This is a genomic window from Burkholderia sp. F1 (assembly GCF_050813845.1).
Taxonomy (GTDB): Bacteria; Pseudomonadota; Gammaproteobacteria; order Burkholderiales; family Burkholderiaceae; genus Burkholderia; species Burkholderia ubonensis.
In genome coordinates this window covers 2,487,842-2,512,645 of sequence record NZ_CP172421.1, presented here as the reverse complement: position 1 = coordinate 2,512,645, position 24,804 = coordinate 2,487,842, and the positions used below count along the sequence as shown (strand labels likewise).

Genomic DNA, 24,804 nt, shown 5'->3' with positions numbered 1-24,804 from the left:
AGTTAAATCCAGTCGTCCAGACATGATTGTGCCGGAGCGCCTAACGACCTTTCACTGGCGATTTTGCTATCCTTGCATGCTGAATCGGGCGGCTTGTTCGTTTGCAACAGGACAATCGCCTTTCAATAATATTACGTAATTTCGTGCGCTGGGTGTCTGAGAGTAACCCGGCGTGCGGCCCACAGACAGGGTAACCGTATGGTTTCTGATGCGCTGAACAGGGCGCTGCACACCGGGTACGCGCAGCTTGATCGTATTGCCAAACTCGACACGCCACTCGGTGAGGATTGGCTGGTGCCGCTGTACGTCAAAATCAACGCGCGGCTCGGGCGCAATTTCGAGGTGATCGTTGACGCTGCGTCGACGCAGGTCAACAAGATCCAGCTCAACGCGCTGGTGCGCCAGTCCGTCACGCTCTGGATTCGGCAGACCGACGGGAACTACTTGCCTATCCACGGCTATGTGCAACGCGCACGCCGGCTCGGCAGTGATGGGGGCGTCACGTATTTTCAGCTTCAGTTTTCATCGTGGCTCAGCTTCCTCAAGCTCAGCAGCGATCGTCGCGACTGGCAGGAAGCACCCGGCCAGCATGTGTTGTCCGACGTGTTCGACAAGCATCCACAGGCGCAAGGCCACTACAAGTTCGATCTGCGCTCGCCGATCCGTTCGTATTCACATCGCGTGCAGTGGGAAACGGACTGGAATTTCGTGCACCGGAGCATGGAGGAGGTCGGCGTATTCCCGCGCTTTGATTTCGCGAAGGACGGCAAGTCGCACACAGTCGTGATCTCGGACGATCTGTATTTCGCTCAGTCGTTGCCTCAATCGGAGATGATGTTCAGCCGCGCGGGTACGGCGGAAGAATTCGATGGGCTGACTCAATTCAGTGAGCAGCAGGAAGTACAAAGCGCGACGCTCACGATAGGCACGGCCGACTACAAGCGGCCGGACCTGGACAAGCAGGTCAGCATGCCCGCGCTGAATACCGACGAGTTGTCCGGACAGGGGGAGGACTACCTGTACACCGGCTCGCAATGCTGGGTCGATAGCGACATGGGCGATCAGGAGGCGCGCATCCGCACTGACGAGTGGGCGTCGCGTGCGAAGCGGTATTTCGCAGTCGGCAGCCCGCGCTACGCGTTGCCTGGCTACTGGTTCAAGCTGACCGGTCATCCGGAATTCGACGCACTGCCTGCCGAGGATCGCGAGCTGGCGATCATCGCGAGCGACTGGCTGATCCAGAACAACGTGCCGGGCATGGAAACGCTTGCTCGCTTCCCGCAGAGCCTGCGCGCGCAGGTCGAGCAGGCCAAGGCCGCAGGCGCCGGGACGAATGTGCGACACACGGACGGAGGCGTCGGGTTCATTCTGGTGGAGATCGAGGCGCAGCGCCGTCGTGCGCCGTTTCGCAGTCCGTTCGAGCATCACAAGCCGGAAATGCATTTGCAGACGGGGATCGTCAGTGCGCCGGGCAACGAGGAAATCTATACGGACGATGGCAACCGGGTCAAAGTCTGGATGACGTATAGCCGCAAGTCGCGTGACGAAAAGGCGTCGGCATGGATACGCGCGGCGATGCCGGATGCGGGTGCGAAACGCGGCGGCTATTTCCCGCTCCGCAAGGGTGATCAGGTCCTGGTCGGATTCGTGAATGGGGATTGCGACCGTCCGGTTGTCATTTCGAGGCTGCATGGCGGCGAGACGATGCCGGTCTGGCACACGCATGGCGTGCTGTCCGGCCTGCGGTCGCGCGAGTACGGTGGTGACGGTTTCAACCAGCTGGTGCTGGATGACTCGACTGGCCAGAACCGGGCGCAGCTCTACACGACGAGTTACGCGTCGCACCTCCATCTGGGTTATTTGATCGAGCATTCGGGAAATACACGCGGGGCCTTCGTCGGCAGCGGCTTCGATCTCAAATCCGAGGCACACGGCGCGATTCGTGCGGTCCAGGGCTTGTCGATTTCGACGCATCCGGCTGCGGTGCAACCGATGAACGTGTCTGCTGCTACCGATCAATTAGCGGCGGCCGAGGCCGTCTTCGAGACGGTCTCGCAGGCGAGCGAAACGAACCGGGCCGAGAGCCTGCATGACGGCAGCGATGCGCTGAAAGCCTTTACCGAGATGACGCAGCACAGTGTCGCCGGCACCACAAAGGGCGGTCGCACGGCGGGCGGCGGAACAGGTAACGCCAGTGGCTTCGCGAAGCCGGCGCTACTATTGGCGAGCCCGGCGGGTGTTGGGCTCTCCACCCAGCAATCGCTTCACGCCTCGGCGAATCAACAGGTCAACGTGGTGTCGGGAAGGAACGTCAACGTTGCGGCCGGGAAATCGCTTCTCGCAAGCGTCATGGACAAGATCAGCCTGTACGCTCAAAACCTCGGGATCAAGATCTTCGCGACCAAAGGCCCTGTCGAGATCCAGGCTCAGAACGATGCGCTGACGATGCTCGCGCAACAGGACATCATGATCGAGAGCGCGTCCGGACGGATGGTTCTGCGCGCGGAAAAGGAACTGATTCTTAACGTCGGCGGTTCGTATATCAAGATCACGCCGAACATGATCGAGAACGGCACGTCGGGTCAGATTCTCGAGAAATGCGCATCGTGGGACAAGCCCGGTGCGTCGACCATGACGTTGCGCGATCCGTTGCATGGCACACCCGTGTCAAGGCACGGCGGTTACGCGGACGATTTTTCCGGCTGATCCGGATTCGACCCGTACCAGAAGCACGATAACGACTTGCGATTCTAATTGCCATGACGGACAAGCACCCTCCCAAACAACCACCGAAGAAACCTGAGCCTGACGCAAAGCCCGCGTATACGCCTCTTGCATGGAGCTATCCGTTCTCGCCCGCGACCAAGGACGGTGCGGCGCCGGACGCCACGGATCCCATGACCTATATGAAGGTGCTTGCGACCGCTGAGGATGGTTTTTATCCGCTGGGAGCCAGCGGCATCTGGCATGGCGGCATTCACTTCGGTCAGAAGACCGGCGAGGCACTGAAACAGGACGAAGGCGTACGCGCAATCGCCACCGGGGAGATCGTCGCTTATCGACTCGACAACGAGTGCCCCACGTTGACGTACCAAGACACGCGCCAAGCTTTATATTCGCGGGGCTTTGTGCTGATTCGCCATATTCTGCAATTGCCGCCCGCACCGAAAAAGCCGGACCCGGCTCCTGCACCCTCGAATGCGCCACCCACATCGCCCGCGTCGGGCGCCAATGGGACACCGCCGGCACCGGCCTCTGCGCCAGCCCCGGCGCAGGCTCCTGCGCCATCCAGTCCGCCTCCCGATGAAACGCTGACGTTTTTCAGTTTGTACATGCATACGCTCAACTGGAAAACGTACAAGGCGGCGCTTGATCAGCCCAAAACGGAAAACGCGGATCCCAAGGCACCGCGGCTCACGCCTCTTCCGTACTGGGAAGCCGATCGCTCGTATCGAGCGTTGAAACCGAACAAGCAGGAACTTCCCAAACCGAAGCCGATCAATCCCGACGCGCTCGGCGACGATCCGTCGCAGCCGCAACAAGGTGCGGATGATGCGCTGCCGGAGCCTGTATCGGGTGTTCGGGTTCGTATTACACCGAATGGCAAGCTCCTCGGCTTGCTACCCGAGGGGACGGAACTCACCGTGAACGAGGCCGATAACGGCGGCCGCAAGGGGTGGGTAAAGATCACGAAGATCATTAAAGGCGATCCGGTGGGCCCAGTTGTAGGTCAATCACCCGACGTGCAGTTGAAGTGGAGTTACGTTTTTCTTTCGGAGCTGGAGCCGATTCCTCAGTCCGGCCCCGTCGATAAAGTGGTCGTGCTCAAGAAGCCTTACCCCGTCAAGGCGGGAGACGTTGTCGCGCATTTCGGGCAATACCAGCGCTACAGGGAAGCAAAGCTCACTCCTCCGGTACCGAGTCGGCCGTTGCTGCATCTCGAAGTCTTTGCCGGCTCCGATCTTCCGGCGTTCATCGCCAAGAGTCAGGCACGCGCGAAAGAACTGCTGGATACAGACAAGCCGTTTCTGGAGGTTCTGGCGGGCGCAAAACTCGTGACGAAAGTTCCGGATTCGGATTACACCCTGGAGCAGACGGGTTTGAAGCTGGTACCTGTCGGCGATCCGAAATCGCGATGGGTCAAGGTGCAGCCCAAGACCGTGAAAATGCCTGCCGCGCAGCCGGAGCCAGCCGGGCCGGCCGGCAAGGGGAAGAAGCACAAGGAGAAGCCACCGAAAAAGCCGGCGCCGATCGAGACGCCGGCTGGCAGCCCGTTCTGGATCGACAGCAGCCTGGGCCTGGTCAATCAAATGACGACGGCGCCCGTCAAGGGCTGGAAAAACTTTCCGCTGAAGGTCAGCCAGGCGGACGGGCCCGGAACGGACTTCCGCAACGTATTCCGGGTGGTGGATCTCGACAAGCAGGGTCCGCAAAGCTTGGCACGAGAAGACAAGGACGCGAGCGGAAAAACGAAACGCTGGTGGAACGTGATAGTCGGTACGAAAGAGGGCGGAACCCGTCAAGGCTGGGTGCGCGAGCAGGATCATCCGAAAGTGAAGATGTGCAGCCCGTGGGACTGGCCTGGGTTCGATCTCATCGACAACAGTTCGACCGCAATGGTTGACATGTTCAAGCGTTATCTGTTCGTCGCTGGCCTGGCCATGGGAGAGGATCAAGACAACTTCAAGCCGAGCGCGGATGCGTTGGCCACCAGCGACCTTATCCAGAAACTCGAAATGGCCATTGACGCTAATCACGATGGCAAGGTAACCGCAGCGGAATTGGCGAATGCGCAGACAACGCAATGGCTGGCCGAGGCGATCTCGCACATGGTCGTGAAGAGCGAGAGCGAATGGGGCGGTAACATGGGGAAGTGGGAGGACATCACGCCTCATATGAAGCTCGTGCCGTGGAAATGGGTCAACGAGATGGAGCGGATCAAGAAGCTGCAGTGGTGGGAAGAGGTTCAGGGGATTGACGCGAAGATTCTTCCGAAGGAGCCAAAGCCGTGGCATTTTCACCCGATCGGGTTGATTGCGAATTTCATGGCTGGTTGTAGCGATAAATGCAAAACTGACGTGCTGGATTTTCCCACTACAGAGGGAATGTACTATACATCAGTAGAGGGGTTTCACCTTATCCTCGACTCGGAAGGATTTGGTGAAGTTCCTTACGTGCCAGGGAGCAAAAAAGATCAATCTAGCGGCGTAACAATTGGCTACGGTTATGATTTGGGGCAACAAACCGAAGCGACGGCTCGCGGCGATTTGAGTGGTTATTTTACGGAGACGGAGATCACCCGGCTCTTAACTGCGATCGGAAAACGAGGGGATGGGGCGCGCGCCGTTGTTTCATCCTTTAGTGATATAAAAATTTCCGAGCCAAAGGCGCTCGAGATGGCCAAGAAGGTTAAGCGCCGCTACGCTCAGTTTACTGTTGACGCTTTTCCTGGTATTACGAAATTGCATCCGCATTGCCAAGGGGCGCTGCTCAGCTTGGTCTATAACCGCGGATCTCAACTTGAAGATAAACCCGGTCAAAAATCGCGGGCTCACATGAGGAATATTAAGGCGGCCATTCAGAATAATAATTTACCGGAAGTTGCGGCGCAGTTGCGTGCCATGAAAGTATTGTGGGAAGGAACCGGGAACGATGGCCTGCTCAAACGGCGGGAGAAGGAGGCGGTTCTATTCGAAAAAGGTATGACTTGTGACTGTTGGAGATAGACTGTGACGAAGAACATTGTTTTTTGTGTGCTTATGCTTGTTTCTGGTGCCGCTTTTTCGAAGGTGGTTTGTAATGGCCAAACAAATGCAGAGTTAACCAGTTGCGCGCAAACAAATTACGAGGATGCAGATAAAATTTTAAATAAAACCTACAATGATTTTCTGGGGAAATTGAGCGCATCGGATAAGCAAAATCTCATTGCAACTCAGAGGGCGTGGGTAGTATATAAAGAGAAATATTGCAGCGCGGCTTTTGATGCTACCGCTCCGGGGGCGGAGGCAGCTATTGATAAATTGACTTGTTTGACGTCGGTGACGGAGACGAGAACTGATGAAATTCGCTACTTGGGGTCAGCGGTCGGAATGGATGTATTCAGGCGGTCGCTGGCTGTAATGGCGAATTTGTATGAAAATGGAGATACTGGCAAGGTGATAACGAAGTTGATAAAAAATACCTCCGATGGAGCCAATCCGAATTGGCTTAAATATGTAACCCTGAACTGCAAGATGACGGCCGCGAAGCTACAAGAAGAGCACGACGCCTGCACGGCCAGGCTCAATTTCTTTAAAAATTGGTGACATTGATCTTCATTTCCCGTTAACGGAGAGCAGATGATCGATTTGATTCGCATCGGTGACGGCACTGACCACGGTGGTAAGGTCGAAACAGGCTCAACAACCATGCGCTTCGACGGGCGATACGTTGCGCGCAAGGGGGATCGCGTGTCTTGTCCGCAGCATCCCGACCTATCTCCCAACGTCATCGAGGAGGGCGATTCCTCGATGACGGACGACGGCATACCGGTTGCACGGCATGGTCACCGAGCAACGTGCGGCTGTCACCTGATTTCGAGCCTTGTCTGATTCCTTGCAGAATCGGTGAGCGACGGATACGAAATGGGCATCGTCGAGTCTCGGTTGTCATGCCGTCGAGTCTCGGTTGTCATGCTACATACGAAGCAGATAGAGAGATCGACGCCGATACCAACCACGGCCACAACGGCAAGGTCAAAACGAGCTCTGCGACGATGCGCTTCGATGGCCGCTTTGTCGCGTGCAAGGGCGATTGCGTATCGTGCCCGCGGCATTCCGGCGTGTCACCCAACGCCATCGAGGAGGGCGACCTGTCGATGACCGAAGATGGTGTTCCGAATGCGCGGCACGGCCATCGGGCTACATGTGGCTGGACGTCGGCGTCGTCGCCGTTATAGCCGAGAGTTCAAGGTTCAGGTGGATGAAGGACAGAGAGTGGAGCAGCCCGCCAGCGGAGCAAAATGGCGGCAATGTGACTTGTTGGTATTTTTGTTGGTATTGATGCGACACCGAATTCAAGAGACCTTGTCTACCAAGGTGCTCAAGGCTAAATTAGAGTCAGGCCTCAGCACCAACAAGCATCTTCGCAAGACACCAAAAGGCACCACAACGCATTTGTTTTCAATGACTTGCGTTAATCTTTCGGATGCCCATCCCGCCTAGTCACCACACAAAAATACGCTGAACCGCACCCCGCTACGCAGAAATTACGCAAGGGGTTCGCGACATGTGATCGCTGGCGAATGGCGCGCCGTTTCGTTTTCGTTTGAACTGTCTGATGATAGAGTGAAATGTCCACGCGGCCGTCGTGGGACAAGAACAACGCTTTGAGATGGCGACAGATGGCAAACGAGAATATGCGCTTGCGCCAAGCCGGCTGGACCGCGCTGCGCACCCGCGAGAATGCGGTCATGGCTTATTACAACGATATCGCGAACAACTGCACTTTCGGTGTCGGGACGCTTCTGCATCACGGGCCGTGTACTCCGCAGGAACTTGCTCGCCCGGTAAGTGTGGCGAGGTAAATGCACAGCTCGCGACGCGCGTCAGCCGGGCGGAAGCTGCGGTGCGCCGAAACGTCACTACCCGTGAACTGACTCAGGACCAGTTCGACGAACTGTTCAGCTATACCTACAACGCTGGCGATACGGGTGCGCGAGCGGCGCTGCAGGCCGCCAATCAGAACAACGACGCCGGCGTCGTGTCCCACATGTATCAGCGCGTCTACGTCCACCCGCGCGACGCAAACGGCCGCCGTCTGGCGCCTGTGTGCTCGAATGGACTCGTTAATCGCCGTCGTCTCGAAACCGCGCCGTTCCGCCGGCAGCAGGGTGGCCAATGAGAAAGATCGTTGTCGGGCTGTTGTTGTGTGCGTCCGCCCACGTGTTCGCCGACCAGACACCGGCCGAGGAGATCTCGGCTCGCAGCGGGTTGCCAGCGAGCGAGGTCAATGCGCTGCTCGCCAACTGCGACTCGAACCAGGCGAGCATGAACTTCTGCGCGTGGCGCGATCAGATCGTGGCCGAGCGCGAGTTGCGCCAGGTCGTCGATCAGCAAATCACCGAGCACCCGAAACGCAAGGCCGCGCTCGAGGCGAAGGTGGCGAAATGGAAGAAGGCACGCGACGCTTCGTGTGAGAAATCGGCGCGTAAGGAGTGGGGTGACGGGTCGATGCGGCCAGCGGCGCAGGCAATATGCGCGACCGCCTCGACGAAGATCATGACAAAGAAGCTCACTGCGGCGGCAGCCCGCAAGCCGTCTTGATCGCGCAGAGTAGCTTCCAATCCTACACACCAGAAGTGCCAAAGCCCACTGTTGTGAACTGAACCCCGGAAGTTGGACGGTTCAAGAATGCTGGGCCAAGAAGGGCTGGCTCCCCGCCACCGGCGTGTTCGTGTAGCGGTACTCGATCCTGTTGCCGTGCAAGTCCTCCGTGGCGGCGAGTGCCCAAACGCGGACATGCCGGGTATTCCCCGCCAGGATGAGGCTATCCGGCGTCGTGCCGTTCTCGTGTCTCGTCCCGTTCTTCAGGTAGACGATAAAGCCGTCCTGCGGCGTCGCCCCTGCCACGACCTTGGACCAGTCGTGAATCTCGGCGTAGTACACCGTGCCGGCTTGCCCGTATGCGCCCGATACCGCGATCAAGCGCTGTCCGTCGAGCAGGTACCGGTCGTTGGGGCCGTAGTCGACTCAACCGTTGAAGCCATCGACATCGCGCGTGGCTTTCGTGCGCGTGATCGCCGACAGCCCCGTCAGGCTCCAGCCCACGCCCAGTACGCTATTGCCTTGTTGGTGCCCGTAGGCCAGACCAATGCGGGGGTGCACCCCAGCGATGCCGGGGGGCACTTCGATGGGCAAGTGATAAGTCGCCTGCCCATTGGCGTCGACTTTGAACTTGCCTTGCCGCAGGCCAACCGCGGATGGAGTGAGCGTCATCGGTGCCCCGCGTCAGATTTACAGCGACATACTCGCCTTTTTGATGTCCCACACGGACACCTTGCTTGGATAGCCATCCCTCTGCACCGTCGCGACGCAAGTTCGGGCAGTCGGCAGCATCCAAACACTTACGTTGTTAGGCGCCTTGGAGTCCTTGTCGGTCCAGACCAGATCTGTGTCGTTGGAAAGCGTGACTTGTTCGCACAGATCTTGCCGGACGCAGATCAACGCGGGAAAGTCTCCGAGGCTCGGTGGTTCTTTGAAATCCATGACCGCGACGCAGCCGAGCGCGATGAATCCGTTGGGCGCCATCGGCATATAAATCCCCAAATTGCTCGACTGGTGGTGACCCGAGCAGGTCCATACTTTCAGAAGAGCGGAGGGCGTCGACACTCCACCAGCGCCGGAGCACCTATAAACGTTCTGAGTCACCGATGGAGGAGCATTGTAGTTGGGTGTCGCGGTCATTCCCAGCATGCCCCATCCGAAGGGAACCTGCGGGCTCCAGAATGAAATGGCGCTGTCTGCACCCGACCCGACGTCCGTGACCTGATTCGAGGAGAAAGCACTGATGGCTTGACTTATCAAATAAATGTTATCCATGCGCACCTCTAGAGAATTAACTTCAAGAAATGGTCTTCGCCTCATCGTCGCGGCGTCCGCGATCAATCATTGCCGCCGTCAACGCATCATTAAAAATTTTGATTTGAAATACGTGCAATTGTTGCTCGCAAACAAGACTAAATAATTCGGAGGATTTGGAGGGCCGTCGATTAAAGTTAATTTAATTATTTTGCTTGTGCGCAAGAGGGTACGCTGTCATCCCCCGACGCACCAGTCATTCTTTGTGCAATGAATACCGCTTGGCCGCCACCGGTAGCAGGATCGCCTGACTAGGCAATCCCCCAAAGTCGTGAGGTTGTGGAGTCCGTGCACATCCATTTTTCCGCTTGCGTGAATGTTGATGTGGAGGTTGCTTCCATCTATGCCTAAACAGGCCTGCGCATAATTAAAATTCATTGGAGCGCGCCTAATCTGGTGATTCCTTTGTTTCGGAAAATTAATTCATGATTTTCTTGTGGCTGCGACTTGTGCTTATAGCTGGGTTGTACGCTGTTCTTGTCTTGTTGATGTTAGGTTATACATGATTTTCGAAAATGGCAAGTTTTCCTCTTTCGGGTGAATATCCATGGCATTTTCCGCCAAGCGTTGGCGGAGGAAAGTAAAATTTGGATTTGTGTCAGAATTTTCCTGGAAATTATTTATATTTTCAAAATTATCTCGACCGTGAACATAAAAGGCAGGTTGAGCAATTCGGGGTACCGCTTAGGGGCTGTTCACATTCTCACCAGCGCCCCGAATGCACAAGCAAGCACGCAGCCATGCCCGCAAGATCCAGCAGGGCAAGCGCAACAACCAAGCGCTTATTGCGCCCGCACGGCGGCACTGCGACGTCCTGTTCGCCATGCTGTGCGACGGCGCCATTTACCAACCCAAGTTACCCCCAACGCTTGACGAAAGACAAAGGGGCGCCCCCCCGAAGAAAACCGTAAATCCCCCCCGCGGGCGCGGCGAACGATACGGGTAAATACTGAGTCGCTTTGCTAGACTAAACGACGTGTTCTCTCGGTGGCTTTCCAAATATCCTCTGCTAATCCACGCGTCCTGGAGCCAGCACTAGTTATTTATTCATTGCGAGAAATTTAAGTCGTAAGCGTAAATTTATATATCGAGACGGCTATACGTGTTTGCGTCTCCGTAGTTTTTAGAAATAAGGAGTGTTCATGTCCTGGCTGGCGGAAACGCTAAGGCACTATCCCGAAATCGCGCTATTTCTTTCCCTCGGAATAGGCTACTGGGTCGGAGGCAAGAGCTTCAAGGGTTTCAGCCTCGGCGCGGTGACCGCGACCCTGCTGGCGGCCATTGCGATTGGGCAGGCGGGCATTACGATTTCGCCCAACGTCAAGTCGGTGTTCTTCCTGCTGTTCCTGTTCGCCGTCGGCTACGGGGTCGGCCCACAGTTCGTGCGCGGCATCGCGAAGGACGGCGTGCCGCAGGCACTGTTCGCCGTCGTTCAATGTGTGTTGTGCCTGGCGGCACCGATATTTGCCGCGAAGCTGGCGGGCTTCAGCGCAGGATCGGCCGCCGGACTTTTCGCCGGATCACAGACCATTTCGGCGTCGATGGGTCTTGCCACAGACGCAATCAATCGGCTCGGGTTGCACGCAGACCAGACGAAGGCCTTGCTGGATGCAATGCCCACTGCCTACGCGGTATCGTACATCTTCGGCACGGTCGGTTCGGCTCTGATCCTCGCCACGCTTGGACCAATTCTGCTGCGTATCGATCTTGTTGCTGCGTGCAAGGAGTACGAGGCCAGACTCGCTGGCACCAAGGAACTGAGCGGCGCAGGTCAGGCGTGGCATCAGTATGAGTTGCGTGCCTACCGGATCTCCCACGATAGTCCCGTCGCCGGCAGGACCGTGAGTCAGGTGGAAGCAACCGAACCGGACGGCACGCGGCTATTCATCGAGCGCGTGAGACGCGGGAGCAACATCCACGAGGCAACGCTGGATTTCGTCCTGCAGGTCGATGACGTCGTGGCGGTGGCGGGTCGCCGTGACCAGCTCGTGTCAGTTCTAGGACCGAGCGGCGCGGAAGTCGATGACGCTGAGCTGCTTTCCGTGCCCGCCGAGGGCGTCGATATCTACGTGTCCAGCAAGGCGGTGGACGGAAAGACGCTGCAAGAGCTCGCCAAGCTGCCCGCCGCGCGCGGCGTCTACCTCAGGAAGATCAAGCGCGGGCCGACGGAGACACCGATCCCGGTTCTACCGAACACCCAGTTGCACCGGGGCGACACGGTGACGATTGTCGGCCGTACACAGGACACGACCGCCGCCGCGAAAGCGCTCGGCGTGCTCGACCGGCCAACCAATGTGGCCGATGTGGCCCTGGTGAGCATCGCAATCACAGTTGGCGCCCTTATTGGCGCGGTCGTCATTAATGTCGGTGCAATTCCGATCACGCTTTCGACCGCCGGCGGATCGCTGATATCCGGCATCGTGTTCGGCTGGCTGCGCGCCATTCACCCCACGTTCGGTCGCATTCCGGAACCTACCGTGTGGTTTATGAACTCTGTCGGGTTGAACGTGTTCATCGCCGTGGTCGGCATCACCGCTGGTCCCAAGTTCGTCTCCGGCCTGCAGCAACTGGGCATCAGTCTGTTCTTGTGGGGCATCTTTTCCACGACGGTTCCGCTCATCCTCGGAATGCTCATCGCCAAGTACGTGTTCCGCTTTCACCCAGCCATTCTGCTCGGTGTCTGTGCTGGCGCAAGAACTACGACGGCCGCACTGGGAATGATCTGCGACGCCGCGAAGAGTCAGGTGCCCGGCCTTGGATACACGGTGACCTACGCGGTGGGCAATACGCTGCTGACTATATGGGGCATGGTCGTCGTCATGATCCTGTCCTAGCGGGGACTGCGGACTTGTTGCCGCAGACCGGAGTTTTCATTGCGGAGGTATCGGATGGACAAGTTGGAAAAGAAGGTGTTGGGAGAAGCAGCCAAACTGGCAGCACTCAGCCCGTTCGAACTGAAGGACGATCTGATCAAGGCGGCGGGCGGCGGTGTCATCGAGCGGGCCGCAAACATCTCGATGCTCAATGCGGGCCGCGGCAACCCGAACTTCCTCGCGACGATTCCGCGGCATGGCTTCTGGCAGCTCGGCCTCTTTGCGATGCGCGAAGCGGAGCGCTCGTTCGCCTACATGCCCGAAGGCGTCGGCGGCTTTCCGAAGCACGAAGGGCTGATTGAGCGCTTCGAACTATTCGTGCGCGAAAACAGAGGCGTGCCAGGCATCGAGTTCCTCGCGGGCGCAGTGTCATATGTGCGCGACCAGCTCGGTCTGTCTGCGAGCGACTTCCTCTACGAAATGTGCGAGGGCATTCTCGCGTCGAACTATCCGGTGCCAGACCGGATGTTGAAGTTCTCGGAGATCATCGTCGGGCAATATTTGCGTCGCGAGATGGTTGGCAAGCGTCCGTTCATCGGCGAGTTCGATACATTCGCGGTGGAAGGCGGCACTGCGGCGATGACGTACATTTTCAACACGATGCGTGAGAATCATCTGATCAAGGCGGGCGATACGATCGCGCTCGGCGTGCCGATCTTCACGCCCTACATCGAAATCCCGCGCCTGAACGACTACCAGCTGAACGTCGTGAACCTGAACGCCGATGTCGAGAACGGCTGGCAGTATCCGAAGAAGGAGCTCGACAAGCTGCGTGACCCGAAGGTGAAGGCGTTCTTCCTCGTCAATCCAAGCAATCCGCCGTCGGTGAAGATCAGCGATGCAAGCCTCGAGTACATCGCGGACATCGTCAAGGAACGCCCCGACCTGATCCTGCTGACCGACGATGTTTACGGCACCTTCGCCGACGATTTCGTGTCGCTGTTCGCGCTCGCGCCGAGGAACACGATCCTCGTGTACTCGTATTCGAAGTACTTCGGCGCAACCGGCTGGCGCCTCGGAACCATCTCGACACATCGCGACAACGTGCTCGACCGCTTGATCGCCGAGTTGCCGACGGACGTGAAGAAGGAACTCCATGCGCGCTACGAGTCGATCACGACGGAGCCGGACAAGCTGAAGTTCATCGACCGTCTGGTTGCGGACAGCCGCACGGTCGCACTGAATCACACGGCCGGTCTATCGACGCCGCAGCAGGTGCAGATGGTGCTGTTTTCGCTGTTCTCGCTGATGGATTCACACGATGCGTACAAGACTGCGCTGAAGCGCCTAATCCGCAGCCGCAAGCAGGCGCTGTATGAGGAGATCGGCATCTCGTTCGAGGTCGGCGATCCGAACGAGGTTGATTACTACACGCTTCTCGATCTCGAGTTCCTCGGCGAGCGTGCTTACGGGCGCGAGTTCGTCGACTGGATTATCGGGAACACCGAGCCGTCGGAGCTGTTATTCCGCCTCGCGCGTGAAGCGCGGGTCGTGCTGCTCCCGGGGCGCGGGTTCGGCACGCCACATCCGTCAGGTCGCGTATCGCTGGCGAATCTGAACGAGTCCGACTATCGGAAGATCGGACGTGCGATACGCGCACTGCTTGCCGACTATGTCGATCGCTATAACTCGGCAACCGGCAAGAACCTCGACAAAAACAAGGTCTTGTAGACCGCCAGTCTAGGTTGGCCGGCGGATCTGGCAAAGCGTGTCCGGACACCGGCGCAAAAGACGTGCTTTTATAACAGGAGTTATCCATGGCCACGCCTATTGAAAAAATTACTCCCTACGACGAATTCAATTTCGCGATACCCGAAGACGAGTTCCCAAAAAATGGCATCTCGGCCCGCGCCGCGGAGGCGCTTGTACTCAGCGCCGAATGGACCGATACCAATCCGATGCTGAACATGTCGTCATTCGTCACCACCTACGCAGAGCCGGAGGCGGTTGAGACTGCGAAGCGCAACATGTACAAGAATTACATCGACCACGACATGTACCCGCAGCTCTTCGGAATGGAGACGCGGATGGTGAGGTGGTTACACCAGCTCTGGAATGGCCCAAACGGCGTCGAACCGTACGGCACTGCCACGGTAGGGTCGTCTGAAGCCTGCATGCTGGCGGGTCTCGCTCACAAATGGAACTGGCGCCAGAAGCGCGAGAGGGAAGGCAAGGACGCGACCAAACCCAACATGGTCACGGGCGGGAATGTCCAAATCGTGTGGAAGAAATTCCTGCGCTATTTCGATGTCGAGCCTAGAATCGTGCCGCTCAAGCCTGGCAACTACCGTCTCACCGCCGAACACCTCGAGCAGTACGTCGACGAGAATACGATCGCCGTGGTGGCCATTGCCGGCCAGACTTTCACGGGCGAAGACGATGACATCCAGGGTATTCACGACTGGCTCGACGCGTACGAAAAGAAAACTGGCATATCGATCCCGATGCATATCGACGGCGCGTCGGGTGGCTTTGTCAATCCGTTCCTGTATCCGGACTACAAGTGGGATTTTCGGCTGCCCCGAGTGCAGTCGATCAACGCCTCCGGTCATAAGTATGGACTGACGCCACCTGGTCTTGGTTGGGTTGTCTTCCGCGAGCGCAAGGTCTTCAATGAAGATCTGGTTTTCTACGTGAACTATTTGGGCGGCGAGATGCCGACTGCGACACTTAATTTCAGTCGGAATGGTTTTCAGATCGCTGTTCAGTATTACCAGATGCTCCGCCTCGGGTTCGACGGCTACAAGCGGATCATGCAGCACACGCTGGACAATGCAATCGCATTGCGCGAGACGCTCGTGAAGAGCGGCTACTTTACGATCATGAACGAGACACAGCGCATTCCCGTCGTTGCCGTCACGCTCGACAAGAAGATCAAGAATTTCAACGAGTTCGATGTATCCAACAAGGTGCGCGAAAAAGGCTGGGTACTGTCGGCCTACTCGATGCCTCCAAATGCCGAAGAGGTGAAGAGCCTGCGAGTCGTTGTGCGGCCACACATCAACCACAACGTCGCGCAATTGCTTGGACACGACATTATCGAGGCATGCAAGTTTCTTGAAGAACACGGTGGCAACGCAACGCCACCCAAGCTTCACGTGCACGCGGAGTTGAGGTCATCACCCGCAAAGTGCTGATGTGGAAACGCTGGCCGGTGTATCAGCACTGGCCAGTCAAGACTGTTGATTCAATTGGTCGCTGCAACGAATTGATGAAATCGCTCAGCCGGTGTATCGAAGTCTAGTGTCTTTCGCGGACGCTCATTGAGTCGTCTGGCTGACCTCGGACTCTAGCTGCAGTCCGGACTCAAACCGGGGGCAGGTCACTGAATTACACGTCCGGCACGGGGTGGGGTTGCAACACGTCGATCAACGCGGCCACGCTGGGCTGCGGTGCTCAAGCCGCGCGTTCACGCGACTGGCGAAGCCCTCGTCGCCCAGCGAGCGGCCGGCCGGTCTCGATTCGATCCATTCTTCGCTAGCTGCGAAGGTCGCCGGCGACAGGTACGGACTGTGCACGTCGTCGGCGGTGATATCGAATTCCTGCCCGGCAGCCGACTCATGGAACTCCATCGCCCGCTCCCTTTGCCCTAGCGCGCCAGCCCCCTGGAGCGCCAAAACAGGCCCGCCAAAAATTTCTTGTGGGCCTTGCTCTCGACCCACCCGTACAGGAACCCTGCCGTAGATCCGGCGGCGAGCAAGATGAGCCAGATCTCGAAAAGGCTGAGATGGTCTGCGTAAGCCTTCAGTCTGGTTTCAACAGCCACGATGACGGCGATGTGAATGAGATAGGCACCATACGATGCATCGCCAATCCAAGTTATGGCCGAGCCGAATTGCGCTCGCAACACGGCGGCAAGCAGGCAGCAAAACGACACCGCCATCAGCATGAAGCCGGTCGCGCCGATCGAAAACTTCACACTGTAGGCAATCAGCCATAGCGCTATCGATGCCGCCAGCAGAAGAGCAGGGCTTTCAGGCAAAGCCACGTCGCTCGCCCAGAAGAGCAGACCGATCACGAAGAAGACCGAGTATGGCGACAGCAGAATCCACTTCCCCGGCTGGCCGAGGAAAAGCCATTGCATGGTTGCGTCTGCGTGATAAATATTGAACAGCGCGATCGCTGATATCCACACCAGGCATATCATCTGAACCTGTTTCCGCGTGATGCCGGCGAGGATCATCAGGTACACCGCGCAATAGAACGCCATCTCGTAGCAGAGCGTCCAGAACGGAATGCGGTAGGTCGTATTGATAGCGGAGCTGGGCACCAGGAATGCCGACTTCAAGTCAAAGTGCCAGCCATCACCCGGGCGTAGGAAGATCGCCGCACTGATCAGGATCGCGATCCAGAACGGCGGGTAGATCCGGGCGGCTCGGTTCCACAGGAAGCGCCTGCCCTGGGTCATGCACAAGCCCATCACGTAGCCGGATATCACGAAGAAAATCCCGACGCCTATCTGGCCGAGGTCAACCGGCAGGTAGCGGCCGAAAGGTATGCCTTTCGCGTCACAGGCAAAATAGGTGGCGTGCTGAAGGATGACTAGCGAGCACGCCAGCGCCCGCATGGCCTGGATGCCGGAGTTCTTGTTCATTACGTATTACGTCTCCCTTTCGCTCTTATGCGCTATGTACGAGCTGCACTATGCACCAACTGTGTGGAATTGCCCGCGCGGATTCTACACCAAGGGGCACCGGCCAGTTTTGATCTTCGTGGGATTACGCTCCCCAAAATTGGGTGCATCGCAGGAAACCGTGGAGTCCTGGAGAGCGATTGCGTAACCGGACGCCTGACCTCAAGGATGTCGGGGGGAGGAATTGCTCGATCGCAAGGTACTTCAGGCACTGGGCTGCCGGACAGGCTATCGGCCGGGGCGTTCTCCGAACAGCTCTACGACCTGTTCCACGTCGTCGCCAAATATGGACGCGAAGTCATCGATCGAATGCGAGTGGATCAGGCCAATCAGTTGCGCCACGACCGGCCAGCCCGGAGGGTCCTGAAGCCCGGCCGCTGGCTGCTGCTGCGCAGCCGCTAAAACCTGCGGCCTGAATAGTCCGTGCACCTGAAGGAACAGCTGGTAGCCAATCGGCCGTTGTTATGCGCCTACCTGCTACGTGACGAACTCAAACGGCTCTGGTTCTACCAGCGGCCAGCCTGGGCGCAAAAAGCCCGGGAGCAATGGTGCGAGCAGGCTCGGCAAAGCGGAATTGCGGCCCTGCAACTGTTCGCTCGGCGTCTGCAGGGTTACCGGCATGGAATCCTGGCCCGTTGCCGCCATCCGCTCAATCCCAGCGTCGTCGAAGGCATCAACAACACCATCAAGGTCATCAAGCGCAGGGCTTACGGGTACCGCGACGACGAATACTTCTGCCTCGAGATCCGCGCCGCGTTCCCCGGGATTCCGCGATGAACCAAAAATTACCCACGACTCGCCGAAATCCGTGATGTAGCGGTGCGTTCGAGTCCGGCCTCTGCAGCACCACATGCCGTTCCGGCCCACGCCGGACCATGCGAAAAAACCCGCGACAGCCGATGCTTCGCGGTTTTTTCGTTTTCAATCCCTGAACGGCGTGTCCGCATTGAACGTTTTCATGAAGCGAAACACCAGCGCGGCGCGTGAACGCACCCCCAGCTTCGCGTAGATCGTCTTCAGGTACGAGCGCACGGTGAACTCGCTGATATGCAGGCGATCGGCAATCTGTTTGGTCAGGAATCCCATGCAGACCAGGTGGACCACCTGCATTTCACGGCTGCTCAACAGCCTGCCGATATCGACGCCGGATGGGTTGTCGCCGGGCGGCGCGGCATCCCGGCGGCGACGTGCTTCGGCCACCAGCACGTAGCGGTGCCCCTCGAATTCGAAGCGGACGATTTCACCTTCCGCACTGGCCGATCGCGTGCCGTTCGTCTCGTCGATATCGCAATCGACTGGTCCGGCGCCGTCGGCGAGCAGGACGCGGCACTTGCGTCCCGCGAGTTCGACTTCGCCGATCTCCCGGCCGACGAACGGACGTTGCGCCCCGGCTGCCGGCCGATCGATCCAGAGCCTGCTCGCGTCGGGCAACCGCTCGTCATCGGGTTGAGATACCGGCACGGAATGGCTCCCCCACGTTGTTTGCCGGGCCCGCCGCTGCATGACTCTGCGCAACCCGTGAAGTGCTGCCTCCGTCACCCGATCCGCCGTATCGGCGCGTCCTCGCGAGAGGCACGGCGCAGTCTCCGGAATTCGCGGTCCTGAGCAACGGGCAAACGGAGACGATCCGTGGTCGGTCGCGCGGCAACCGTTCGACCTTCCGTCGATGGAGCCTCGAACGCGCGACGGTTTTCGCTGTCGCGATGCACCTGTCCGCCGCGGCTGCGACCTCTTCGTTGTGGCACAAGGTCAGATGAAATTCAAGGCCGGCATCGCGCCACAAACGCGCTACCCCAAATGGGTCAAGCCGATGCATGGCGAGCGTTCGCATGCGCCTCTTCGGCGTCGCCTTAATACGCTTGTCCGCGAGAGTCAGCGCGACGAGGCGAATGCGATCGAATCGACTGCAACGGGCGATTTGCGAACGCAGGCGCTCCACTAGAGTGGGGTCAACGTGTCGGTCGACCGTGCACCGGCTGCACTGCACGCCCGATGTCCCGAATCGATCGCGGAGAAATGCAATGGATGAGCCCTTCGATGGCGACGTGGCGGACGAAGCCGACGCGAGCGACGAGACGGATGCATTCGAGCGTTTCGACGAGCAGCGCGCCGACGAGTCATTCGGCGACGAATCGTTCGACGAAAGCGGTGACTTCGCCGTCGATGCGCAAGAAAGCGATGCGGACGCGGACCTGGCCGACGAGATGGATGGCGTCGACGAGATGGCGCTTTGGAACGCATTCGAAGAAGAGCTGGCCGACGGACTCGACGCGGCGGACGACGATGAATTCATCGGACGATTGCTGGGCGGCATCGGGCGTGCCGCCGGCGTGGTCGGCCGCGGGCTGGGCAGGGCGGCAGGCGTCGCGGGACAGCTCGGCGCGCTCGCCCGGCGCACGGACGACGTCGCGGGCCGGATCGGCAGCATCGCGGACGCCGTGTCGCCGGCCGCCGTTGCCCTGGCGAGGCTGGCGCGTGTCGCAGGGGCGCCAGCCGCGGCCGACGTGCTCGGCAGCGCCGGGCACGTCGCGCGCCGTGTCGGCGGTGCTGCGCATCAGACCCGACGTGCGGCCGGTTCGCTCGGCCAGGCGGCGGGCGGCGTTCAGGGCCTGTTCGGGCAGATCAGCCAGTTGCTGAGCCAGAGCGCCGGCACGGACGAAGCGTTCGACGCGCTGGCGGATCTCTATGTCGAGGACGGCGTCGACGAGGCGTTGCCCGTGCTGATCGGTCTGGCCGCTCGCGCAGCGGTGCACGTGCTGGGCTTTCGCGACGCCGCGCAGCTGTCGGTCGCCGCGCGCCGTGCGCTGGTGCGCGGCGTCGCGGCGGCGGCGCGCGAACTGGCGAGATCCCGCGCGCCGCATGCGGTGCGCGCGTTGCCGCACCTCGCGCGCTCCGCCGCCGAGGTAGCGCAACGCCAGCTGCCGACGCCGCAGCAAGCCGTGCGGCTCGTCCGCCGCGAGCTGCCGCGCGCCGCCCGACAGCTCGCACAGAATCCGCGCCTGATCCGCAGCGCGGTCCAGCCGGGCGCCCCGCGCCCGCTCGCGGGTCCCGCGGACACGGGACGCGGCATGCGGAGCGCCCGCATCGGCCGGAGTCGCACGTTCCATATCGACGGCCCGGTCACGCTGACGATCACCTCTCACTGACGCTTGGCGCTGAAAGGAGCACACCATGGACCGATTCGAAACGGATGTAATGGACGACCTCATGTACGAAGCCGCGGAAGGTCCGGCCCGCGCGTCGACGCATGCCTACGACGAGTTCGACGAAGACGGTTTCGACGAGGGCGACTATGGCGACGAGGGCGATGACGAATTCCTCAGCCGGGTATTGGGCGGCATCGGCAATGTCGTCGCCGGTCTCGCGGGCGGCGGCGCCGGGTTCGACGAATACGACGAAGGCGACGGATTCGAGTTCGCGGACGAAGCGGACGAAGGCGACGACTTCGACGCGGCCGGCGAATGGGAGGGCGCCGACGAGCTCGACGCGATGGACGACCTCGTCGCCGACGCGCTCGATGCGGCCGACGGCGACGAATTCTTTCGCCGGCTGGCGCGCGTCGCGCGCAGCGTCGGGCGCGGCATCGGCAGTGCGGCGCGCGTGGTCGGACCGATTGCCAGCATGATTCCGATTCCGCAGGCGCAGCTCATCGGCCGCATCGCCAACGTCGCCGGCCGCCTGCTGGCCGATGGCGCCGACGAATTCGAGGTGTTCGACGAGATGATCGACGGCCTCGACGAGGACGGGATCGACGCGGCGGCGCCCGTGCTGGCCGGCATGGTGGTGCGCCGTGCGCTGCCGGCCATCGCGCGCGCCACGCCGCAGGTCAGGCGCGCGGCGGTTCGCAGCGTCGCCCGGGCGGTTCGCACGGCAACGCGACGGCAAGGGCCGCCGGCCGCCCGCGCGGTCGCGCGCGCCGTGCGCGCGACGCGGCGCATTGCGCAGCGTCAGCGCATCGCGCCGCGCGCGGCCGCGCAGATGGTGCGGCGGGTCGCGCAGCAGGTCGCACGCCGGCCGCAGGCGATACGCCGGCTGGCGCGCCCGCTGGTGCCGGCCGCGCGCCGCGCGACGCCGCGCGGCCAAGGCGCCAGGACGATCGCGCGAGCCGTTGCGCCGGTCGCGCGCCGCGTGGCCGCCACCGCAGGGCGGCGCGCGCCGGGCGCGGCTGGCGGCGCGTGCCCGCACTGCGGCGTACGGCACGTGCGTCTGCGCGGCCCGGTGACCATCACCATCAGCGGCGTACGCTAACTTTCCGTCACCGGGGCTCACGGAGCCGGCCATGAACCTGCACCGCTTTCTGCAAGCGAAAATCAGCGGGCTGTCCGCCCGCCTGTCGCGACTGGCGCGGATCGACAACGCGTTCGTCGGTCTGCGCCCGCAGGACATGCGCTATGCGCCGTCGGCCCGTCATTTCGAAGCGGCGAACGCACGCCTTGCGCGGGTCGAGCGGCGCATCCGCGCACGCTTCGCCGGCTTGCGGGACTGGGACCGGCGCGCGCCTCAGCGGGTGCTGATCGACATCGCGCTGGTCGAGCGCGAGCTCGACCGGGCCCGGCGCCTGTTCGGCATGTTCTACGAGGTCTTCGCGCAGCGCGGGACCAGCTACGGTCCCGCGCTGGCGGCCCACGACGCGATCGCCGAGGATTGCTACCAGGCGATCCGCCAGGCGGCGCCGCGCATCTTCGACGGCCCGCTGCTGAAGCCGGTCTGCTACATGGAGCACGGCTACTCGCCCGCGACGATGCGGCGCGGCGTGCAGCTGTCGCGACTGCTCGGCGAGCAAAATCCGTTCCCGCTCATTCGCATTCCGTGGGACCGGGACCAGCCGTGGCAATCGGTGTTCCTTCACGAGGTCGCGCATAACCTGCAGGCCGATCTCGGCATCTGGCAGGAAAACCGCCAGGCCGTGCTGAAGCGCATCATGGGCAGCGCGCGCAGTCCGCTCCTGGCCGGCATCTATGGCCGCTGGCACAAGGAGATCTTCGCGGACCTGGCGGCGATCCTGCTCGGCGGGCCGGCCGCGGCGTGGGGCATGGCCGACTTCCTCGCGCATCCTCAACCGCGGACCATGACCTACCGGCCGGGCGGCGCGCACCCGACGGCCTACCTGCGCGTCTACCTGCTCGCGGAAATGCTGCGCCGCCTCGGCTTCGGCGCCGACGCGACGAAGCTGCTGCGCGTATGGCAGGGCCTGTATCGCACGAACGCCGGCCATCGCATTCCGGCGCCGCTGATGACGAGCGCGCCGCGGCTGATTCCCGAGGTGGTGGACGAGATCGCGTTCCAGACGCGCCGCAACCTGGCGCAACGCGCGCTCGTCGACATCATTCCGTTCCGTCCCGACGACGAGGCGTCAATCCGCGACGGCGCCCGCCGGCTCGCCGCCGGGCGCGACCCGGAGCTGGCGCCGCGGCATCTCGTCAGCGCCGCGCATTACGCGCTGGAGGGCGGCGGGATCGCGCCGCAGCGGCTGGCGCAATGCGTGATCGCGATGCTCACCGCCCATCTGCCGCCGCAGCACGCCGCGCCGCCGCGGCTGCGGCTGGCCGCCTGAATGCCGGGAAGCCGACGAAGAACCCACACTAGCCCAGCCTTTTCCAGCGAGGTACCGCCATGTCCATCCCCGCCAATCTTTCCTACACCGGCTGGCCGCAGTCCGACGGGACGAGCGCGCCGGCGACGGCGGGCGCGCAGCGCATCGCTTTCGACAATCTCATCCGGCGCGAATTGAAAGTGGGCGATCCCGCCGACCCGGCGCAGGTTGCCCGGGCGCTGCTGGACCGTTACCAGCGCGACCCGCGCGCGCAGGCGATCAGCGGCGAGGCCGACGGACTGCCGTTCCTGAATACACCGTCGCTGCCGGTCGGCGCGCCGGCCGCGCCCACCGCGACCGGTCTCGATCTCGACCAGGCCAGAAGCGACCTCAACCAGGATCTCGCCGAGCTCTTGAGCAGCAATCTCGCGAAGGACGTGCGCCCGGAGCTGGAAGGCTGGCAGCAGGCGATCAACGATCTGGTCGACGACGGCGTCAACTCGGCGCTGCAGGGGCTCGACGCGTACAGCCGCGACCGTGCGTTCGCGATGCGCCGCCAGCTCGGCGAGTACGCGCGCCTCGCACGGCTGATCGGCGCGCTGACGCCGGAGCTCAACGAGGACTACCGCAATCTCGCGCAGAGCCTGGACGAAGTCTGCGCGGTGCTGCTGGTGCTGATGGGCGAAGCGCTGGCCAACAACGGCTTCGCGGGCGGACGCTATCTGCTGCAGGTGCCGTTTACCGAGTTGCAGGCGCGTCGCGACGCGGTGCTGGTGGCGTTGCGCAATCTGTCCGGCGGCGCGCAGCAGTCGCTTAACCAGAGCACCTGGCCGCGCGGCCTCGATGCGTATCGGCAGCTGTACAGCGTGCTCGAGAATCGCGGTCAGCTCGAGCTTCGGTCGCTGCTGTCGGAAGCCGAACTGGCGCGGGCGATGGACGACCTCGTGCAGGCGGCCGGCGGCGGCTCGACGAGCGGCATGCGCCGCGTCGGCGCGACCGCCTGGGCGCCGCTCAACCGCTTCCAGCGCTTCGTGCAGATCACGCTGCATGCGGTGAGTCCGCAGTCGCCGGCTCTCGCCGGGTTCCAGGAGGCGCTGCAACTGTTCATCGACGGCTTTAACAATTCCGGCGGGTTCCGGCTGCTGCGCATTTCGCGGCCGACGGTGCTGCTGTACGGTCTCTACGGCTCGACCCAGTTGAGCGCGGCGGAAAACCGCCTGATCGAGCTGGTCAACCGGCGCGGCCAGTTCGCGTCCACGATCGACTGCCTGACGCGCTGCATGTGCAGCGACGACGTGGTCAAGGCGCAGATCGTCCTCGACAAGATCCTGTTCGACATCGATCGCGCGATCGATCTTTACGCGATCGGGGACAGGGATTTCGGGGATCCTGAATTGCGTGCGGCGGCGTGCGGCCTGCTGATTTACGCAGCGAGGCACCCGGAGAGCTGGGCGCGCGTAAAAAAACCGAACCCCAACGCACGCGCGTCGAACGCCACCGTACATCAGGTGCTGCCTTACCTCGGCTCGTTCGACGCCAACGCCAAGCGCGCGGGGCAAACGCTGGGCGTCAACCAGCAACTGGACGACCTGCAGGCGTTGCTGATTCCGCATAGCGGTGGCACGAACCGGTTTGCTGCTTACTGGGAGCCCGGTTCCGGCAACTGGTGGATCAGCGCCGGGACCGCGCTGTCGGTGCCGCCGGAGGCGCGAGCGCGACTCCGCCATGAACTGGCGTTGCAAGTGCAGACCGACGAGAACTGGCGGCCGATCGTCGAGCAGATGGCGTCCGGCTGCGTGCCGGTCGGCCAGGTCTTCGGCGGCATGGAGGAAGCCGTGGGGAACCCGCATTCGAAACAGCCGAACCCGTCCGCGCAAGACCATCTCGACACCAATGGTCTCGGCGTGCTCGCGGCCTTCCAGCATGGCGGTCTGTGGCTCGTCGACGAAGGCAAGCGCGTCGACCGTCTGAATCCGCCTCGTCCGCGCATCCCGCAGGATGTCGAGACCTCCGTTGACGAAATCGCCCGCATCAATTCCGAGGTGTTGCAGCTGCGCAAGAATGAGTGATTGCAGGCACTCGCCGCTGGCGGCGCCGGCGTTGCCGGTGCCGCCGCTCGACCGACCACCGCGCAGCGCAACGTTGGGA

The 24,804-nt window shown here is 61.1% G+C and carries 21 protein-coding genes and 2 pseudogenes; 17 read left to right on the top strand and 6 right to left on the bottom strand.

The genetic code is table 11. The features are described from left to right. The first annotated feature begins 198 nt into the window (after positions 1–198). From ACFIMZ_RS11875 to ACFIMZ_RS11840, 8 genes and pseudogenes are all read left to right on the top strand, one after another. Positions 199–2,706 carry a type VI secretion system Vgr family protein gene (locus ACFIMZ_RS11875; RefSeq protein WP_431819689.1) on the top strand — a complete coding sequence of 836 codons (2,508 nt, stop codon included), beginning with the start codon at positions 199–201 and terminating at the stop codon, positions 2,704–2,706. A gap of 53 nt (positions 2,707–2,759) precedes the next feature. After that, on the top strand, positions 2,760–5,726 hold the full coding sequence (locus ACFIMZ_RS11870) for a pesticin C-terminus-like muramidase (RefSeq protein WP_431819688.1): 2,967 nt from the start codon (positions 2,760–2,762) through the stop codon (positions 5,724–5,726). Between the two features lie 3 nt (positions 5,727–5,729). Next, positions 5,730–6,305, top strand: coding sequence for a lysozyme inhibitor LprI family protein (locus tag ACFIMZ_RS11865; protein ID WP_431819687.1), 576 nt, complete (start codon positions 5,730–5,732; stop codon positions 6,303–6,305). A gap of 33 nt (positions 6,306–6,338) precedes the next feature. After that, positions 6,339–6,590 carry a PAAR domain-containing protein gene (locus ACFIMZ_RS11860; protein ID WP_431819686.1) on the top strand — a complete coding sequence of 84 codons (252 nt, stop codon included), beginning with the start codon at positions 6,339–6,341 and terminating at the stop codon, positions 6,588–6,590. Positions 6,591–6,649: 59 nt separating this feature from the next. Next, positions 6,650–6,937: a PAAR domain-containing protein gene (locus ACFIMZ_RS11855; RefSeq protein ID WP_431819685.1), complete on the top strand. Its 288-nt coding sequence runs from the start codon at positions 6,650–6,652 to the stop codon at positions 6,935–6,937. Next, on the top strand, positions 6,867–7,202 hold the full coding sequence (locus ACFIMZ_RS11850; protein WP_431822533.1) for a hypothetical protein: 336 nt from the start codon (positions 6,867–6,869) through the stop codon (positions 7,200–7,202). Before ACFIMZ_RS11855 ends, ACFIMZ_RS11850 begins: the two co-directional genes overlap by 71 nt. A gap of 179 nt (positions 7,203–7,381) precedes the next feature. Further along, positions 7,382–7,881, top strand: a pseudogene (locus ACFIMZ_RS11845) (glycoside hydrolase family protein). After that, the gene (locus ACFIMZ_RS11840; RefSeq protein ID WP_431819684.1) at positions 7,878–8,303 is read left to right on the top strand and encodes a lysozyme inhibitor LprI family protein; all 426 of its coding nucleotides are present in this window, start codon (positions 7,878–7,880) and stop codon (positions 8,301–8,303) included. Before ACFIMZ_RS11845 ends, ACFIMZ_RS11840 begins: the two are co-directional and overlap by 4 nt. A gap of 81 nt (positions 8,304–8,384) precedes the next feature. Here the strand turns inward: ACFIMZ_RS11840 and ACFIMZ_RS11835 are convergent, their stop codons facing one another. From ACFIMZ_RS11835 to ACFIMZ_RS11825, 3 genes are read right to left on the bottom strand one after another with little or no spacing between them, the layout of a single operon-like run. Continuing rightward, positions 8,385–8,684, bottom strand: coding sequence for a hypothetical protein (locus ACFIMZ_RS11835; RefSeq protein ID WP_431819683.1), 300 nt, complete (start codon positions 8,682–8,684; stop codon positions 8,385–8,387). A gap of 45 nt (positions 8,685–8,729) precedes the next feature. Beyond that, positions 8,730–8,975 (bottom strand): SpvB/TcaC N-terminal domain-containing protein, encoded by a 246-nt coding sequence (locus ACFIMZ_RS11830; protein WP_431819682.1) that lies wholly within the window; start codon positions 8,973–8,975, stop codon positions 8,730–8,732. Between the two features lie 18 nt (positions 8,976–8,993). Next, a complete protein-coding gene (locus ACFIMZ_RS11825; protein WP_431819681.1) occupies positions 8,994–9,578 on the bottom strand; it encodes a Vps62-related protein in 585 nt (194 codons plus the stop codon). Positions 9,579–10,759: 1,181 nt separating this feature from the next. On the opposite strand from ACFIMZ_RS11825, the gene aspT reads away from it, so the two are divergent. The 3 genes from aspT to ACFIMZ_RS11810 all read left to right on the top strand — a co-directional run bounded on the left by aspT (position 10,760) and on the right by ACFIMZ_RS11810 (position 15,627). Next, the gene (gene aspT, locus ACFIMZ_RS11820) at positions 10,760–12,451 is read left to right on the top strand and encodes an aspartate-alanine antiporter (RefSeq protein WP_431819680.1); all 1,692 of its coding nucleotides are present in this window, start codon (positions 10,760–10,762) and stop codon (positions 12,449–12,451) included. A 54-nt stretch (positions 12,452–12,505) separates the two neighbouring features. Next, positions 12,506–14,161: a bifunctional aspartate transaminase/aspartate 4-decarboxylase gene (locus ACFIMZ_RS11815; protein WP_431819679.1), complete on the top strand. Its 1,656-nt coding sequence runs from the start codon at positions 12,506–12,508 to the stop codon at positions 14,159–14,161. 86 nt (positions 14,162–14,247) lie between these two features. Beyond that, positions 14,248–15,627, top strand: a complete 1,380-nt coding sequence (locus ACFIMZ_RS11810; RefSeq protein ID WP_431819678.1) for a glutamate decarboxylase — start codon at positions 14,248–14,250, stop codon at positions 15,625–15,627. A 231-nt stretch (positions 15,628–15,858) separates the two neighbouring features. Here ACFIMZ_RS11810 and ACFIMZ_RS11805 read toward each other — a convergent pair whose 3' ends face one another. Together ACFIMZ_RS11805 and ACFIMZ_RS11800 are read right to left on the bottom strand one after the other, a co-directional pair. Next, positions 15,859–16,062, bottom strand: a complete 204-nt coding sequence (locus tag ACFIMZ_RS11805; protein ID WP_431819677.1) for a hypothetical protein — start codon at positions 16,060–16,062, stop codon at positions 15,859–15,861. A gap of 17 nt (positions 16,063–16,079) precedes the next feature. Further along, entirely contained in the window at positions 16,080–17,084 is a 1,005-nt protein-coding gene (locus ACFIMZ_RS11800) for an acyltransferase family protein (RefSeq protein ID WP_431819676.1), read from the bottom strand. Between the two features lie 285 nt (positions 17,085–17,369). Here ACFIMZ_RS11800 and ACFIMZ_RS11795 point away from each other — a divergent pair. Continuing rightward, positions 17,370–17,900: pseudogene (locus ACFIMZ_RS11795) on the top strand (ISL3 family transposase); the annotation flags it as partial. A gap of 144 nt (positions 17,901–18,044) precedes the next feature. Here ACFIMZ_RS11795 and ACFIMZ_RS11790 read toward each other — a convergent pair. After that, the gene (locus tag ACFIMZ_RS11790; protein ID WP_431819675.1) at positions 18,045–18,584 is read right to left on the bottom strand and encodes a response regulator transcription factor; all 540 of its coding nucleotides are present in this window, start codon (positions 18,582–18,584) and stop codon (positions 18,045–18,047) included. Positions 18,585–18,876: 292 nt separating this feature from the next. Between ACFIMZ_RS11790 and ACFIMZ_RS11785 the strand changes: the two genes are divergently transcribed. The 5 genes from ACFIMZ_RS11785 to ACFIMZ_RS11765 all read left to right on the top strand — a co-directional run bounded on the left by ACFIMZ_RS11785 (position 18,877) and on the right by ACFIMZ_RS11765 (position 24,725). Continuing rightward, positions 18,877–19,065, top strand: a complete 189-nt coding sequence (locus ACFIMZ_RS11785; protein ID WP_431819674.1) for a hypothetical protein — start codon at positions 18,877–18,879, stop codon at positions 19,063–19,065. 79 nt (positions 19,066–19,144) lie between these two features. Continuing rightward, complete coding sequence (locus tag ACFIMZ_RS11780; protein WP_431819673.1) at positions 19,145–20,269, top strand: hypothetical protein; 1,125 nt, start codon at positions 19,145–19,147, stop codon at positions 20,267–20,269. Between the two features lie 25 nt (positions 20,270–20,294). Next, positions 20,295–21,371, top strand: coding sequence for a hypothetical protein (locus ACFIMZ_RS11775; RefSeq protein ID WP_431819672.1), 1,077 nt, complete (start codon positions 20,295–20,297; stop codon positions 21,369–21,371). A 31-nt stretch (positions 21,372–21,402) separates the two neighbouring features. Then, entirely contained in the window at positions 21,403–22,677 is a 1,275-nt protein-coding gene (locus tag ACFIMZ_RS11770) for a hypothetical protein (RefSeq protein ID WP_431819671.1), read from the top strand. Positions 22,678–22,736: 59 nt separating this feature from the next. Continuing rightward, positions 22,737–24,725, top strand: coding sequence for a hypothetical protein (locus ACFIMZ_RS11765; RefSeq protein ID WP_431819670.1), 1,989 nt, complete (start codon positions 22,737–22,739; stop codon positions 24,723–24,725). Positions 24,726–24,804 lie beyond the last annotated feature (79 nt).

Coding starts and splice junctions, on each gene's coding strand:
- ACFIMZ_RS11875 (WP_431819689.1), top strand. CDS start 199: ATGGTTTCTGATGCGCTGAACAGGGCGCTGCACACCGGGTACGCGCAG.
- ACFIMZ_RS11870 (WP_431819688.1), top strand. CDS start 2,760: ATGACGGACAAGCACCCTCCCAAACAACCACCGAAGAAACCTGAGCCT.
- ACFIMZ_RS11860 (WP_431819686.1), top strand. CDS start 6,339: ATGATCGATTTGATTCGCATCGGTGACGGCACTGACCACGGTGGTAAG.
- ACFIMZ_RS11855 (WP_431819685.1), top strand. CDS start 6,650: ATGCCGTCGAGTCTCGGTTGTCATGCTACATACGAAGCAGATAGAGAG.
- ACFIMZ_RS11850 (WP_431822533.1), top strand. CDS start 6,867: ATGGTGTTCCGAATGCGCGGCACGGCCATCGGGCTACATGTGGCTGGA.
- ACFIMZ_RS11840 (WP_431819684.1), top strand. CDS start 7,878: ATGAGAAAGATCGTTGTCGGGCTGTTGTTGTGTGCGTCCGCCCACGTG.
- ACFIMZ_RS11830 (WP_431819682.1), bottom strand. CDS start 8,975: ATGACGCTCACTCCATCCGCGGTTGGCCTGCGGCAAGGCAAGTTCAAA.
- ACFIMZ_RS11825 (WP_431819681.1), bottom strand. CDS start 9,578: ATGGATAACATTTATTTGATAAGTCAAGCCATCAGTGCTTTCTCCTCG.
- aspT (WP_431819680.1), top strand. CDS start 10,760: ATGTCCTGGCTGGCGGAAACGCTAAGGCACTATCCCGAAATCGCGCTA.
- ACFIMZ_RS11815 (WP_431819679.1), top strand. CDS start 12,506: ATGGACAAGTTGGAAAAGAAGGTGTTGGGAGAAGCAGCCAAACTGGCA.
- ACFIMZ_RS11810 (WP_431819678.1), top strand. CDS start 14,248: ATGGCCACGCCTATTGAAAAAATTACTCCCTACGACGAATTCAATTTC.
- ACFIMZ_RS11805 (WP_431819677.1), bottom strand. CDS start 16,062: ATGGAGTTCCATGAGTCGGCTGCCGGGCAGGAATTCGATATCACCGCC.
- ACFIMZ_RS11800 (WP_431819676.1), bottom strand. CDS start 17,084: ATGAACAAGAACTCCGGCATCCAGGCCATGCGGGCGCTGGCGTGCTCG.
- ACFIMZ_RS11785 (WP_431819674.1), top strand. CDS start 18,877: ATGAAATTCAAGGCCGGCATCGCGCCACAAACGCGCTACCCCAAATGG.
- ACFIMZ_RS11780 (WP_431819673.1), top strand. CDS start 19,145: ATGGATGAGCCCTTCGATGGCGACGTGGCGGACGAAGCCGACGCGAGC.
- ACFIMZ_RS11775 (WP_431819672.1), top strand. CDS start 20,295: ATGGACCGATTCGAAACGGATGTAATGGACGACCTCATGTACGAAGCC.
- ACFIMZ_RS11770 (WP_431819671.1), top strand. CDS start 21,403: ATGAACCTGCACCGCTTTCTGCAAGCGAAAATCAGCGGGCTGTCCGCC.
- ACFIMZ_RS11765 (WP_431819670.1), top strand. CDS start 22,737: ATGTCCATCCCCGCCAATCTTTCCTACACCGGCTGGCCGCAGTCCGAC.